This window comes from Pseudorhodoplanes sp. (assembly GCA_032027085.1).
GTDB lineage: Bacteria > Pseudomonadota > Alphaproteobacteria > Rhizobiales > Xanthobacteraceae > Pseudorhodoplanes.
This window is the reverse complement of sequence record JAVSMS010000001.1, coordinates 3,026,907-3,042,193: the sequence shown is the minus strand read 5'-3', so window position 1 is coordinate 3,042,193 and position 15,287 is coordinate 3,026,907. Positions and strand designations below refer to the sequence as shown.

Here is a 15,287-nt window from a genome sequence, read left to right as displayed (position 1 = left end):
CGGCGAAGTGGAAACCGGTTCGCCGTAACAATGCGAGAGCAATCAAAAAATCTGAGACCATGATCCGATTCAATTGAATCGGATCATGGTCCGGTTTTCAGCGCGGTTTATTGCGCAGGTCCTTGACCCGGATCGCCTTGCCCTCCGAGCGCGGCACCTCGCCGGGCGCCTTCACCACCACCTTGCACGTCACACCAACCAGCGACTTGATGTGATGGCGAACCTCGTCCGCCTTTCGGCGCGTATCGGTGTTCGCCGCCTTCGCCTCGGGGGTTTCCTCCACCTCGACGGTCATGGTGTCGAGCGCGCCCTCACGCGTCAGCACAATCTGATAATGCGGCGACAATCCCGAGAATCCGACGAGAACGGCCTCAATCTGCGACGGATAGACATTGACGCCGCGGATGATCAGCATGTCGTCGTCGCGGCCGGTGACTCGCATAATCCGGATATGCGTGCGGCCGCAACGGCAGGGCTCGTCGCTGAGCCGCGTGATGTCGCGCGTGCGGTAGCGGATCATCGGCAACGCTTCCTTGGTCAGCGTGGTGATGACCAGTTCACCGGTCTCGCCGACCGGCAGCGGCTGCAGGGTTTTCGGATCAACGACCTCGAACAGGAAATGGTCTTCCCAGCCGTGCAGGCCGTCCTGCACCACATGGCATTCGCAGGCGACGCCAGGGCCCATGATTTCCGACAGGCCATAAATGTCGATCGCCTGGATTCCAAGCCGCTGCTGCAGATCCTCGCGCATCGCCCCGCTCCAGGGCTCCGCACCGAACATGCCGAGGCGCAAGGTCGACTGGCGCAGATCATGCCCCATGCTCTCGGCCACCTCGGCGATATTCAGAGCGTAGGACGGCGTTGAGCACAGCACATTCGCACTGAAGTCCTGCAGCAGATTAACCTGCCGCTCGGTCCCGCCACCGGAGATGGGCACGACCGTGCAACCGAGCCGTTCGGCGCCGTAATGCGCGCCGAGTCCGCCTGTGAACAGGCCGTAGCCATAGGCATTGTGAACGACGTCGCCTGGAACCGCGCCGCCGCAGGCCAATGAGCGCGCCATCAGGTCGGCCCAGTTCTTTAAGTCGCCATGCGTATAGCCGACCACGGTCGGCTTACCGGTGGTGCCGGACGACGCATGCAGGCGCGCCAGCTTGGTCCGCGGCACCGCGAACAGTCCGAACGGATAATGGTCGCGCAGGTCGGTTTTTATTGTGAATGGAAAGCGGGCAATATCGGCCAGGGTTTTGCAGTCCTCCGGTCTTACGCCGGCCGCGTCAAATGCCTGTTTGGTGCGCGGCACATTGGCATATGCATATTCCAGAACAGCCTTCAGCCGCTTGAGCTGAAGCGCGCCGAGCGCCTCGCGCGGCATTGTTTCAACCGGCCGCTCAAACATGAACGTCTCGGTATCACGCATCTTCGCCTGCAGGTTCATCACATGATCTCCCCAAATTCAGTCATTATGCGGCCGCCTCGGCGGCGCGTTATGAAAACCGCCATCCTGGCTTGACCGCGCCGCCGGAACGATCGGCGCCGCGCGTCGGAACGTGCTTCAGCGCAAAGCCCTGGTTGAAGCCCGCGCGGGTGATGAGCCGATGCTTAAGGCGCCAGCCTTCGACAAACACCGCGAGGCCGGCCAACGCGAATAGAATAGGTCCGGTATCGCCCGAGACGAATCCGACGGCGACAGACGTGACGGGCAGGATTAGTCCGAAGACGAGAAACTCGACGCGGAAGGACAAGAGACAATCCAATGCGCGCGCGGGCGCGCCGCTCGACTTGAGCGCGGACAGATAAGCGCGCCATGCCACGCTGCGCAAAACCACCAGCATGATCACCGCAAGTGCAGCTGTTTCGCCCAGCGGCTTCAGTGCCGATATGAACGGCAGCGTCGCCAGGAACAGACCGCCTCCTTCCGCAAGCCCGGTGGACACGATCAGGGGCACGATCAACGGCTCGCGCCAGGCCGGGATGCCCTTCGCCTCTTTCAGAATCATGGCCTGCGCGTAGAGGAAGAGCAGAGCCGAGATGGCCGCGAGTGCGATCAGAGGCAGGTTGCCGAACCAAAGCCCGGCTAGCGCAGCGGGAAAGAGCACGGCGGCGATCCATGCCTCCCGTGCCATCCATGACCGTTGCGGCTGGCGCAGCACGTTCAGCGCGCGCCAAGGTCGTCCGATCTTGAGCAGCACCAAAAATAGTCCGGCCGCGACCAGCGCCAATGCCACAACGCCCAGCCAGCCGGCAGACAGTTCCTGCAGGCCGGCCAGCGCCGCAAAGACAAACAGCCCGGTGCCGGCGCCACCGCACATGAAATTGCCGGCGGCCTTCCAGTCCCAGTGCTTCTGATGCGTCGGTTCGACGCCCTGCGCACGCAACCGCCCCGCTTCCGAGGCCGCCTGCGCAACCAGTTCCGCACCAGATCCCTCGGATTGCTCCGCATCGCTGCACAGATAGTAGAAGCGCGGGCCGGTCCCGACGTCTTCATGCATGCGGAAATGCGCCTGGGTGGCCAGCAATTGCGAGACATTGCTGTCGGGATTGTCGACATCGCCGAAATGCAGGGCACCGGCGATGCAGGAATTCACGCAGGCCGGTGTCGCCTCCGGATCCATGCCCGGCGTCAGGCCGCGTTCGAGACCTGCATCGACGCGGTTTACGCAAAATGTGCATTTTTGCGCGACTCCGATCATATCGGGATCTTCGCGCTCGATTTCATTGGCCGTCGGCGTCTGACCATAGGCGAAACGCGGCGCGTCAATCTTGAACCGCGCCTGATAGGGACACGCCACGTCGCAATAGGCGCAGCCGATACAGAGATCGTAATCGATCGTGACAATGCCGTCGGGACGCTTGCGCGTTGCGGTCGACGGACAGACATGCATGCAGGGCGGGTCGTCGCAATGCTGGCAGCCGACCGGCACGAAGGTCCGGCGCGTATCCGGATAGCTTCCCGACTCGATGTCGAGCACCTTGCGCCATTGCACGGCCGGCGATGTCGCGTTGGCGTGACGGCAGGCCGCGACACAGGTCTGGCAGCCGACGCAGCGATCAAGATCGGCGAGCATCGCCCAGCGCGTCATGACGCGCCTCGCAAAGGCGTGACCTTCACCTTGACCAGATCGGCGCTTGAGCCGGTGGCGTCGGTCAGGTCGAGCAGCATCGGCATCAGCGCGTTCATGCTCGGAGCATCGAAATCCTTGGCGAACGGCGTCGCCCAGTGATCGAACTGCCCGATCATCAGAATGGTGTCCGGCCGGATGCCTTCGCTCAGCAAAACACGGCCTTTGGTGTGATTGAGCGGCGAGCGCACTTCGACCCGGTCGCCGTCGGCGATGCCGAGCGCTGTTGCCGCCGCACGGTTCATGACGACGTTGCCGTGGCCCGCGACATTGCCAGCAAGCTCATGAATGAGCTGGATGCCGACATTGCCGCCCCAGGAATACTGCATGCTGCGCGCGGTGATCAGCCAGAACGGGAAGTCCTCGATCTGAACCTTGAAGTGCCGCGCGAGCGCCCCCTCCCACAGACCGCCAAGATCCCGCCAATGCGGCAGCGGCTCGTATTCTTCGAGTTGGCGGTCCCACCAGGTGATCCCCTGCTCATGCAGCCGTCGGCCGAGTTCCTTGCCGATGCGGAACAGCCGCTCCTGATATGGCTGCTCGAAGCGCAGGCCGGAAGCGACGAGCTTGGGATAGAGATACCATTGCAGCCGTGGAAACGGCTTCACACGGAATCCCTTCTCGCGAAAATAGTCGAGGCCTTCGGTTGCCTCGCCGTCCGTCAGTTCGGCGCTGGCCGCGCGGCAGCTCGCATCCCAGATGGTCTCGACGTCGTGGACCTTCGTCGGGTCAAGCGAGAAATCGAAATTTGGCCCGCTCAGCTTCACGCCGGCGGCGCCGCGATTGATAGCTCCATTATAAGCTTCCAGAAGACCGGTGCGGTGCGCGAGCTCGGTCGCGATCCAGGTGAAATCCTTCGCCTCGCCCTGCGCACCGGCGACCGGATCGCGCAACGCGAATCCCTGATAGTCCCAAAACTGCTCGACATATTTGGTGCCACCGATGCGCAGGAGCTGCAGACCTTCCAGATCGGTGCAGTCCGGCAGCAGCACATCGGCCATATGGTTGGTTTCGTCGTGCGTATAGGCGAAGCAGACGACAAAGGGAAAACGCGCCATCGCCTGTCCGACAGCGCGCGTATCCCAGAACGAGATCCCCGGATTGGTGCGATAGACGAACCAGACGTCCGGCGGCGTGGCATGCGGCAGTTTGTCGAAATCCTCGTCCTGCATCATCCAGGCGAGATGCGTCGGTCCGAGCGCCTGGCTCCAGGCGGAATTCGCGACCAGCGGCACCAAGGTGCGATGTGCGCTGCGGACCGGAGGGCGTGAAACCCATTCCTCCTTGCTCGTCGGATTCATGGGGTATTCCATGAATCCGTCCGGGCCGGGCTTCACGCTCGACCAGCGATTGTCGGCCGGCCGGTTCAGGCGCACCGTGGTGCCGAGCGTGCCGCCAGGCACCTCCAGAGCGCCGACAAGACAGGCAAGCAATGTGCGCGCCCAGCAGCATTCATAGCCGCCCCAGCCGTTATTCACCGTCTTGCCGAGAGAGATGGCCACGGGACGCAACGGAAGCGTCTCGCCCTCGATCTCGATCGTTTCGCCGACGCGGGCGTGATCGAGAAATTCATTGGAGATGCGGCGGATCGTCTTTGCCGGGACATCGCAGATGGCCGAGGCCCATTCCGGCGAATAGCCGCCCACATGCGTAACGAGATGCGCGAAGGCCGGCTGCACCGATACGCCGCGATGCGTCACGATCTCCTGGTCGGGACCGACCTCGATGCCATCGACCGTGAACTCGCCTTCGAGTGCAGGCTCGATGCCGGGCGTATCGAACACGACCGGCTGCGCGCTCTTTGCATCCATCACCAGCGGCTTGCGCGTCTGCGGATCGCGCAAGTAGAAGCCGCCCGGCCCGATCAAATAAGGCGACGAGCTATGATGCTTGAGAAAGTTCAGGTCCAGGCGTTCGCGCGGCTGCTCATGCAGCACGACATGGATCATCGCGAACATGAATGCCGCGTCGGTCTTCGGCTTGATCGGAACCCATTCCGCCGAACAGGCACCGGTGACTGACAGATGCGGCTCGATCTGCACGCGCTTCATGCCGCGCTTGCGGGCATCGGCGTGGCGCTTGACACCGCAGACTCCGCCGGAGGCCTCGACATTCGCGCCGAACGAAATCAGATAGTCGCAGAGCGGCGTATCCGGTGAAACGGTGAAGGCGCGGTGCCAGAGTTCGCCGTAAAGATGTTCAGAGTGATAGCACTTAACGCCCTGGCCGCTGCCGAAGCTCATGTCGACGGGGCCCCACGCCGCCAGGAATGCAGGCAATGTTCCCATATAAGCCGTCGGCGTTCCGCCGCCGCCGAAGCTTGCCGCGACGCGCGGATAGCCGGCCTCATCCAGCAATCCGGCCGCCCGCACGGCGCGCAGTTTTTCGGCAACAAGATCGAGCGCCTCGTCCCATGAAATCGGGACAAAGCCCGGATCCTCGCCCCGCCCCTTCTTCGGGTTGGTGCGTTTCATCGGCTGCAGGACGCGATGTGGATTGTAAGTCTTTTGAATGAGACCGAAGGCCTTGACGCAAGCCTTGCCACCGGCGGGATGAATCTCGGCAGCGGAAAAATTCGGAACGACCTGTGTCGCCACGCCATTTTCGACGCGGACCTTCAGAAGGTCCGGACCTGCGACACACTGATAGCAATAGGTCGAAACGAATTTTTCGGGGCTCTGCTTGGCCTGCGCCATATCTCGCCCAATCTCATGCAACAGTCGCGGCTGCGTGTCTGGCCGCTTTCGCCTTCAGGCGCTCCAGGGTCTTGCTGACATCGACGACAAACCGGGTATGGCGGCCATCTGCAATCGGCTCGACGTCATCACGCGCAACGACGTCGAACGTCACCTTGCGGCCCTCGACCGCCGCAACGGTTACCGTGATCTCGACGGTCATGCCGGGCAGCGTCGGCGCCTGATGCCGGACGGACACTTCCATTCCGACGGAGTCTTCGTTCGGATCGGCATGCGCGATCAGAAAGTCGCGGCAGGTCTGCTCAATGTCGCGAACGAGAGAGGGAGTGGCGTAGACGCGGCCCTCCTCTCCCATGAATCCAATGGTCCGATCCTTGTCGACGACAAAGCGCCTTGACTCAGAAACTCCGGCGCGCAGGCTTTCTTTCATCAATACCTCCGGACGATGAGAAGCAGAATAACGTTATCGCTGTGATGCTAATTCCGACTTGATCAGGGTCAAGCCCTTGCTTGGCGGGCATCATACGCCAAGATAGGATTGCTGCATCCGTTCATCGCATGCGATCTCGGCGGCGGTTCCGCTTGCGGTAAGCCGGCCGGTTTCAAGGACATAGGCGCGATCGGCGATTGCAAGTGCAGCGCGCGCATTCTGCTCGATCAACAGAACGGTGATGCCCTCGTGTTTCAGGCGCACAATGGCGTCCAGAATCTGATCCGCGAGAATTGGCGCGAGCCCCAGCGACGGCTCGTCGAGCAGCAGCAAACGCGGCTTTGCCATCAGCGCGCGGCCAATCGCAAGCATCTGCTGCTGACCGCCCGACAGCATGCCGGCCGCGGTCAGGTTCAACGCCCGCAGCATCGGAAAGAGCTCGTAGATGCGGTTCAGTTCGGGCGTGGAGTCGTCTGATTTCCGCGACCAGGCGCCGAGCATGAGATTGTCCCGCGCGGTCAGCGGCCCGAACAATTGCCGGCCCTCTGGCGCCTGAGCGATGCCGAGCGCGACCCGCGCATGCGCCGGCAGCCGTTCGATGGAACGTCCCTCGAAACGGATCGTACCGGAGGTGATCGGCTGCACGCCGCTGATCGCCCGCAGCAGCGTCGATTTGCCGGCACCGTTGGCGCCGATCAGGCTGACGATCTCGCCGGTTTCGATATGCAGCGACACTCCGTGCAGGGCTGTGACACGCCCATACCCGCTCGACAGATTGTCGATCTCAAGCAACCGCATGGGAGCGTGCATTTTTCTTTCCGAGATAGGCTTCCATGACGTCAGGATGCGAACGCACTTCGGCGGCGCTGCCTTCAACCAGGCTGCGGCCATTGGCGAGCACATGGATGCGGTCGGAAATGCTCATGACCAGCCGCATGTCATGCTCCACGAGAACGACGGTGATCCGGTCGCGCACGATCGAGCGGATGATAGCATCGAGTTCCTCGGTCTCGACCGGATTGCATCCGGCCGCCGGCTCGTCGAGCAGCAGCACCTGCGGTTCGGTGGCGAGCGCGCGGGCGATCTCGAGGCGCTTCATCGCGCCGTAGGACAAGGAGCCGGCCGGCTTGTCGGCGACGTCCGCGAGCCCCACACGCGCCAGCATGGTGCGCGCAGCCTCGCGCGTCGCACGATTCTGCCGCAGGACCGACGGCGTTCGCAGAAGGTCATGGATGACATTCGTGGTCTCGTGCCGGTTGCGCCCCACCATCACATTTTCCAGGGCGGTCAGCCGGAAGAACACCTGCAGGTTCTGAAAGGTGCGTGAGAGGCCCCGGTGCGCCAACTGGTCGGGTTCAAGGCCGGTGACGGTCTCGCCGGCAAGCCGTATTTCTCCTTCGGCCGGCTGGTAGATACCGGAGATGGTGTTGAACAGCGTGGTCTTTCCGGCGCCGTTCGGGCCGATGATGGAGAAAACGCAACCCGGCGGAATCGAAATGTTGACCTGATCGATGGCGCGAACGCCGCCGAAAATAACGGAGAGTCTTTCGATTTCGAGAATGCTCATGCGGCCCGCCCCGCGAGCTTCATGGCCAGCGTCGGCACGATGCCGCGCCGAAGAAAGATCATGAACCCCATCACGATCAGACCGAGCGCCATCTGTTCGTAATCATGAAAGCCTGTCAGCGTCTGCGGCAACACGACAATGACGGCCGCGCCCACGATCGAGCCGAACACCGAGCCCATGCCGCCCAGCACCACCATGGCAACAAGCTCGATCGACCGCATAAAGCCCGCGAGATCCGGCGTGACATGTCCGTTGAACAGCGCGAGATAGGACCCTGCGACGGACGCATAGATTGCGGATATCACGAACACGGTCAGCTTCTTGCGGGCCGCCGATATGCCGACGACGCGCGCCGCAATCTCGCTGTCATGGATCGCCTGCAGGGCCCGCCCGGTCGGGCTGTCCACCAGATTTAGCGCAAGAGCAACGCCGATGATCAGCGTCGCGGCGGAGACCCAGTACCAGACCTCGGAGCCTCGCACCGGCCAGCCGAGCACGATCAACCGCGGCACCGACATGCCGTCGGGACCGCCGGTCCAGGCCGCTTCGTTGGTCAACACGATGGCAATCAGGAGGCCGAAACCCAAGGTCGCGACCGCAAGATAATGGCCGCTCAGGCGCAGGATCGGCCGGCCGACGATGAAGGCAACCAGGCCGGAGACGCCGGCGCCGGCCAGGATGCAGAGCCACGACGGAATATTCAGATATGTCGGCCCTATCGCTGCCATATAGGCGCCGATGCCGATGAATCCCGCATGTCCCAGGCTGACCTGTCCGGCAAATCCCATCAGCAGATTGAGACCGACCGCAGCCAGCGCAAAAATGAAAACCAGGGCGCCGATGCGATAGTAAAAGCCGGACGGAAAAATAAGCGGCAAGAGCAGCACCAACGCCGTCACGCAAACGAGCGGCGTATAGCGGCTATCGATGAATCTGAGCGCGATCATACCCGTTCAACCTTGGCGCGCCCGAGAAGCCCATGCGGCATGACGAAGAACACAAGCAGGATGACCAGGAACGCGACAGCGTCCTTGTATTGCGACGACAGATAGCCGGCGCTCAGGGCCTCGAGCAGGCCAAGCAGCAGGCCGCCGACCACGGCGCCCAGGGCATATCCGATGCCGCCGAGCATGGCCGCGGCAAATCCCTTCAACGCCAGCAGCGTGCCGACGTCGTAGTTCGTCAGTGTGATCGGCGTGACCAGAATGCCCGCAAGCGCGCCGATCGCCGCCGAGACCGCGAACGAAAACGCGACCATGTGACTCGTGTTGATGCCGACGAGCCGCGCCGCCAGCCGGTTGGTGGCTGTGGCAATCACGGCCTTGCCGAACAGCGTCCGGTCAATGAACAGCCAGAGCAGCACCACGACCAGGGAGCCGCCTGCGAGCACGATCAGGCTTTGCGGCAGGATGGCGGCCCCGCCGAGTCGCACCGGCTCGTTACCGAGCATATGCGGAAGACTGTGGAACCGCTTGTCAAACACGACCTGCGCTGCGCCGCGCAGGAAGATCGATGCGCCGATCGTGATCATGATCAGCGTCACGGCATCGGCACCTCGCGTCGGCTCAATGGCGAAACGATGCAGAGCCAGGCCGACCAGCACGGTGCCTGCTACCGCCAGCAGCGCCGCCAGCGGCAGCGGGACACCGGCAAGCGCAAGGAAAACGGTCGACATCCCCCCCAGCATGACGAACTCGCCCTGCGCGAAGTTGATAATCCCGGACGCGTTGTAGATCAGCGTGAAGCCAAGCGCGACCAGCGCATAGACCGCACCGACAGTCAGACCTGAAAACAGAAACTGCAGGAAATCGGCCACCGTTTCGCGCTCCTTGGTGGTACTTGCGAAAACGGCGGCGCGTTAGCGCCGCCGTTTTCCGATTGTTCAGGAACCTGACTCAGGCACCAGGGTCCAATCACCCTTCTTGATTTCCAGCATCCGGAAGGCGGACAGATCAAGACCCATGTGGTCGGTCGGAGACATCGTCACGATTCCGCCGGTGCCGACGTAACCCTTGGTCTTCTCGATCTCGTCGCGGATCTTGGCCTTATCGGCAGTCTTGGCGCGTTGCATTGCCCCGACGAGGATCATCAGGCCGTCATAGGCATGACCTCCGAAGGTCGAGACCGACTGCTTCGTCTTCTCCTGGTATTTGCGCGAATAGTCCACGACCACTTTCTTCTGCGGGTCCTTGTCGGCCAGCTTGTCGGCCACGAGCAGCGCCGCTGCCGGCAGACGCACGCCCTCCGCGGCAGGACCTGCGAGATCGATGAACTGCTTCGAGGCAACGCCATGGCTCTGATACAGCGGAAGCTTGATATCGAGTTGGCGATAATTGCGCGTCACGATCGCCGGCCCCTGGCCGAAGCCGGGATTGACCACCGCCTTCACGGCCGCCTTGTTGCGGATATTGGTGAGTTGCGGCGTCATATCACTGTCGCGCGGACCGTAGGTCTCCTCATGCGCGATGGTGATGCCGCTCTTCGGCGCCACCGCCACGCATTGATCGCGCATCGACTTGCCGAATGCGTCCGTGCCCGAGATCATTGCAATTGTGGTCAGGTTGCGCTTCTTGAGGTCGGCGAAGATCTTCTCGCAGGCCATCTTGTCGGTGTGCGGCGTCTTGAACACCCATTTGCGCACCGGCTGAATGATCTGGATGGCGCCGGCAAGCGAAATGAAGGGCACTTGCGCTTCCTCGAATACCGGGATCATTGCCATGGTCGCGCCGGTGGTGGTGCCGCCGACCATCGCAATCACTTTATCTTCTTCCACAAGGCGCGTGGCGAAGGTGCGGGCCGCGTTGGCGTCGCCGCCGTCATCATAGATTACGAGTTGCAGCTTCTGGCCGTTGACGCCGCCCTTGGCGTTGATCTCCTCGACATAAGTTTCCAGCGTTTTCTTTTCAGGATCGCCGAGAAACGATGCCGGACCGGTCACCGAGAGAACGGCCCCGATCTTGACTTGAGCATCGGCGTCATGACCGGCGCCAAAAAACGCGAGCATGCCGATGCCGGTGGCAGCGGCAAATTTATGCAGTCTCTTCATCGCTAACTCCCCTTGTGAGACGCGCTGTTTTTTTGTCTTTATTAAAGGGAGCGCATAGCAAACCTGCGGCCGAAGCCCCTTGACTAAGCTCAAGGTGCACAGCACTGGTTTTTCTACGTTTTTGGCCAGGACATGATCGAGGCTGCAAGGCAGGCAGATGTGCCGTGACGACCACCGATGCCACGCGGCTCGCCGCAATTCACTACCACACCGGATTTCGCATTGACGACTTTCTGGCGCGTCTGGGCGCGTTGCTGCGCGCCGACAATATTATTGTCGGCGGTTCCATTCAGGTGAACCCGCCGGATGCGGCCAACGCCTGCAGCGCGATGACGCTTGTGGACCTCTCATCCGGCACCGCGATTGAGATTTCGCAGCAGCTCGGATCGCTGGCGCAAGGATGCCGGCTCGACACCAGCCGCCTCGCGGAATTCGGGGCCCTGCTTGAGCGGCCATCAACCACGGATATCGATCTCCTGATCTTGAACAAGTTCGGTAGGGCCGAAGCCGAAGGTCGCGGGCTTCGGCGAAACCTCGAGCGCGCCATCGAGAGCGGAACAGCCGTCTTGACCGCCGTGCGCCCGCCTTACGATGAAGCATGGCATCGTTTCCATGGAGGATTGGCAGCCGAACTTTCTCCCGACATGGAGAGCGTGCGTGCCTGGTGTCATGCTGTGGTCGAACAGCGCCGAACCAACAGGCAGATCAATGCACCGACTGAAAGTGCCTAGCCCGTGACTGACGCCAGCCTGCTGATCGGGATCCTTGTCGTCTCTCATCGCGCGAGCGCCGGTTGTGGTACGCGCCGGTCGGTGGAGATGCCACCGAAGCCCCCTGCACCCGCACGATGCCGGGCTTTGGCGAGCTGATGCGAACGGAAAACCTCAAACAGGTTCCGACCGCCATCCCGTCCAGCCAGACGGCGGGTCTTCGCGGCCGCACGCTCATCGTCAACCTGCCACGCCGGCCAAGTTCCATTCGCACTTGTCTCGATGCGGTATTTCCCGCCATCCCCTATTGTCTTGACCTGATCGGTTCACCCGGGCTCGACACCGAACCCAAGGCCTTTCGTCCGCGCGCCTGACACTTTCCATATTGAGTGTTATGAAGGGCGGACTGCCGAATGCAGCAGAGGATAAAGACGAGGATCATGACAGAGTATTTGGACGCGGGCCGCTTCATCGACAGCACTGCGCCGCAGGTGGCCACCTTTGCGCATCGCATCGCGGAGCCGGGCGCCGGCGAGGCTGAGCGGATCTTGCTGCTCTATCATGCGATCCGCGACGGGATCATCTACGACCCCTATGTCGACATGACCGACCCCGGCAATTTCCGCGCGAGCGCCGTGCTCGAACGCGGACGCGGATTCTGCGTCGGCAAGGCGGCGTTGTTTGCGGCCAGTGCGCGGGCGATTGGCGTGCCGGCACGCGTCGGCTATGCCGACGTTCGCAACCACCTGACCTCCCCGCGCTTCCACGACTACATGAAGACCGACATCTTCATCTGGCACTCCTACGCCGATCTTTATCTGGCGGGACGCTGGGTCAAGGCGACGCCGGCTTTCGACATGGCGCTTTGCGAGCGGCTCAATCTCAAACCGCTCGAATTCGACACGCAGACGGATTCCCTGCTGCATCCGTTTGACCGCGCCGGCCGACGCCACATGGAATATCTCAAGGACCGCGGCACGTTTGCGGATGTGCCGTTCGAAGCCATCCAGTCCGACTTTCGCGAAGCCTATCCGATGCTGATGCAGGAGAAGGGCTTGAAGGGCGACTTCCATGCGGAAGCCGTCGCCGCTGATGAGGAACAGGCTGCTGTCCCGTCGGAGAGCAGATCATAGCCTTGCTCCCAACGCGGCTGATCGTCGTTGCCGATAGCAGGATCATTGCAAGCTGCACCGCCGCTCGCGCTGTTGCAGCGATGATGTACGTTCCGCAATCCGCACAGATGCTGGCGCACATCCACGCGAAGAGTGAGAGGGAGAGAAGCTCGCTCGCACATCGTCGCCGCCGATGACGAAACACATTTGACATGATGGCGCCGAGCCGGCCAGGTGATCGCCAATAGCCATCGCGTTTGCGGAAATTGGCATAACTGCCGCCGCAGCAAAATGCCTCATGCGCGGTGTACAGGCTTCCAAACTTGACATCCGTCAAGGGGCTCCTGCCGGTCTTCCCGGTAGCCTTTCTCGTTATGGCCATCTTAAGCAACGGCCGGGTATCTCGCGACGAAAAATAACAACAACACATCGACCGACTTTCTCGATCGTTGAACGGCACACATAAAAAATGAAAGACGTGAAACTGGAGGGAAGCTCATGCTGAGGAAGTCAATCCTTGCGATATCGACGTCAATAATGCTCGCCGCTCTCGGGTCCGTCGCGCAGGCGCAGGACACCGTGAAGATCGGCTTGATCCTGCCGATGACGGGGCCGTTCACCTCGACCGGCAAGCAGATCATCGGCGCCGTCCGCCTCTACATGCAGGAGCATGGGGCGACCGTTGCCGGCAAGAAAATCGAGGTCATCCTGAAGGACGACACCGGCAATGCCGAAATCACCAAGCGGATGGCACAGGAACTTGTCATCAGCGAGAAGGTGCAGGTGCTGGCCGGCTTCGGGCTAACCCCGCTGGCGCTTGCGGTCGCACCGCTCGCGACCGAAGCCAAGGTCCCGCAGATCGTCATGGCGGCCGGCACCTCGATCATCACCGAGCGCTCGCCCTATATCGTGCGCACGAGCTTCACCGTCCCGCAATCGACCTCAATCATCGCGGAATGGGCGGTCAAGAACAACATCAAGAAGGTTGTGACCATGGTGTCAGATTATGCGCCGGGCCACGACGCCGAGAAATCGTTCAAGGAGCGCTTCATCGCGGGCGGCGGGCAAATTGCCGCCGAACTGCGCATCCCCATGCAGAATCCTGATTTCGCGCCGTTCCTGCAGCGGGCGGCCGACGCCAAGCCGGATGCAATTTTCGTATTCGTTCCCTCCGGCGCCGGCGCCATCGTGATGAAGCAATTTGTCGAGCGCGGTCTCGATAAGGCGGGCATGAAGCTGATCGGACCGGGCGACCTCACCGACGACGACATTCTCCCTCGCTATGGCGATGTCGCGCTCGGCATCATCACCGCGCATTTTTATGCCACCGCCCATCCGTCGCCAAAGAACAAGGCCTACGACGCCGCCTTCCGCAAGAACAATCCGGGCATGCGCCCGAACTTCATGTCGGTGGGGGGGTATGACGGAATGCACCTCATCTATGAGGCGTTGAAGAAGTCCGGCGGCAAGACCGACGGTGACTCGCTCGTCAACGCCATGAAAGGCATGACCTGGGAGAGCCCGCGCGGGTCGATCAAGATCGATCCGGAAACGCGCGATATCATCCAGAATATCTATATCCGCAAAGTCGAAAAGGTCGGTGGTGAATTGCACAATGTGGAATTTGCCACCTTCGAGGCGGTCAAGGATCCGGTCAAGGCCGCCAAGAAATAGGACCCTTCCAAAGCGGCGCGCGGCGTCACCGTCGCGCGCCACCCTGCTGCGGGAAGAAGCGAGGCGGAATGCTCACGATTCTCTTCGACGGCCTTGCTTACGGCATGGTGCTGTTCATGCTGGCATGCGGGCTGTCGGTCACTCTCGGCCTGATGAACTTCGTCAATCTCGCGCATGGCGCCTTCGCCATGGCGGGTGGCTATTGCGCCTTCGTCCTGGTCAACCGGCTCGGCGTCCCTTTTCTCGCCTCGTTGCCGCTGGTCTTTGTCATCACCGCGATCATCGGCCTTCTGTTTGAGCGCACGCTGTATGTCCATGTCTATGCGAAGAGCCATCTGGATCAGGTGCTGTTCACCATCGGCCTTGTCTTCATGGCGGTGGTCGCCACCGACTATGTTGCCGGATCGAACCAGGTCTTCATCACGCTGCCCGATTACCTGCAGGGGCGGTTCGAGATTTTCGGCGTCGGGATCGGACGTTATCGCCTGCTGATCATCGTTCTGTGCGGGCTGCTCACCGCGGTCCTGCAATTCATTCTCACCCATACCCGCTATGGCAGCCGGCTGCGCGCCGCGGTCGATGACGCGCGCGTCGCACGCGGTCTTGGCATCAATGTCAACGCCATGTTCGCGATCACCTTCGCCGCCGGATCCGGGCTGGCCGGGCTTGGCGGCGCGCTCGGAGCGGAAATCCTCGGGCTCGATCCGGTCTTTCCGCTCAAATACATGGTCTTTTTCCTCGTGGTCGTGACCGTCGGCGGAACATCCAGTATGACCGGCCCGCTGCTCGCCTCGACCATCCTCGGCATCGCCGACGTTGCCGGCAAATATTATGTGCCCGACCTAGGCGCCTTCGTTATCTACACCATCATGATCGTGGTCCTGATCTGGCGTCCAGAGGGACTCTTTGCCCGCGCCACGGCGAGGTGAC

General features: G+C 61.9%; 13 protein-coding genes and 1 pseudogene. 5 read left to right on the top strand and 9 right to left on the bottom strand.

Translation table 11 applies throughout. The features are described from left to right. Positions 1-97: 97 nt before the first annotated feature. The 9 genes from RO009_14670 to RO009_14630 form a co-directional block, all read right to left on the bottom strand. Entirely contained in the window at positions 98-1,438 is a 1,341-nt protein-coding gene (locus RO009_14670) for a phenylacetate--CoA ligase (GenBank protein MDT3686275.1), read from the bottom strand. 49 nt (positions 1,439-1,487) lie between these two features. Next, positions 1,488-3,083, bottom strand: coding sequence for a 4Fe-4S dicluster domain-containing protein (locus RO009_14665; GenBank protein MDT3686274.1), 1,596 nt, complete (start codon positions 3,081-3,083; stop codon positions 1,488-1,490). Further along, positions 3,080-5,818, bottom strand: a complete 2,739-nt coding sequence (locus RO009_14660) for a molybdopterin-dependent oxidoreductase (protein MDT3686273.1) — start codon at positions 5,816-5,818, stop codon at positions 3,080-3,082. The genes RO009_14665 and RO009_14660 overlap by 4 nt, the downstream gene beginning before the upstream one ends. Before the next feature lie 13 nt (positions 5,819-5,831). Beyond that, entirely contained in the window at positions 5,832-6,248 is a 417-nt protein-coding gene (locus tag RO009_14655; GenBank protein MDT3686272.1) for a LysR family transcriptional regulator, read from the bottom strand. A 90-nt stretch (positions 6,249-6,338) separates the two neighbouring features. Then, positions 6,339-7,040, bottom strand: a complete 702-nt coding sequence (locus RO009_14650; GenBank protein MDT3686271.1) for an ABC transporter ATP-binding protein — start codon at positions 7,038-7,040, stop codon at positions 6,339-6,341. Further along, complete coding sequence (locus tag RO009_14645) at positions 7,033-7,815, bottom strand: ABC transporter ATP-binding protein (protein MDT3686270.1); 783 nt, start codon at positions 7,813-7,815, stop codon at positions 7,033-7,035. Before RO009_14645 ends, RO009_14650 begins: the two co-directional genes overlap by 8 nt. Further along, the gene (locus RO009_14640; protein MDT3686269.1) at positions 7,812-8,762 is read right to left on the bottom strand and encodes a branched-chain amino acid ABC transporter permease; all 951 of its coding nucleotides are present in this window, start codon (positions 8,760-8,762) and stop codon (positions 7,812-7,814) included. The genes RO009_14645 and RO009_14640 overlap by 4 nt, the downstream gene beginning before the upstream one ends. Continuing rightward, positions 8,759-9,631: a branched-chain amino acid ABC transporter permease gene (locus RO009_14635; protein ID MDT3686268.1), complete on the bottom strand. Its 873-nt coding sequence runs from the start codon at positions 9,629-9,631 to the stop codon at positions 8,759-8,761. Before RO009_14635 ends, RO009_14640 begins: the two co-directional genes overlap by 4 nt. A gap of 66 nt (positions 9,632-9,697) precedes the next feature. Further along, on the bottom strand, positions 9,698-10,819 hold the full coding sequence (locus RO009_14630) for an ABC transporter substrate-binding protein (protein MDT3686267.1): 1,122 nt from the start codon (positions 10,817-10,819) through the stop codon (positions 9,698-9,700). 206 nt (positions 10,820-11,025) lie between these two features. Between RO009_14630 and RO009_14625 the strand changes: the two genes are divergently transcribed. The 5 genes and pseudogenes from RO009_14625 (at position 11,026) to RO009_14605 (ending at position 15,286) form a co-directional block, all read left to right on the top strand. Next, positions 11,026-11,592, top strand: a complete 567-nt coding sequence (locus RO009_14625) for a DUF2478 domain-containing protein (GenBank protein ID MDT3686266.1) — start codon at positions 11,026-11,028, stop codon at positions 11,590-11,592. A gap of 92 nt (positions 11,593-11,684) precedes the next feature. Beyond that, positions 11,685-11,945: pseudogene (locus RO009_14620) on the top strand (molybdopterin adenylyltransferase). Positions 11,946-12,011: 66 nt separating this feature from the next. After that, positions 12,012-12,704, top strand: a complete 693-nt coding sequence (locus RO009_14615; GenBank protein ID MDT3686265.1) for a transglutaminase family protein — start codon at positions 12,012-12,014, stop codon at positions 12,702-12,704. 516 nt (positions 12,705-13,220) lie between these two features. After that, positions 13,221-14,357 (top strand): ABC transporter substrate-binding protein, encoded by a 1,137-nt coding sequence (locus RO009_14610; protein ID MDT3686264.1) that lies wholly within the window; start codon positions 13,221-13,223, stop codon positions 14,355-14,357. Positions 14,358-14,425: 68 nt separating this feature from the next. Next, positions 14,426-15,286, top strand: coding sequence for a branched-chain amino acid ABC transporter permease (locus RO009_14605; protein MDT3686263.1), 861 nt, complete (start codon positions 14,426-14,428; stop codon positions 15,284-15,286). The last annotated feature ends 1 nt before the right edge of the window (position 15,287 follow it).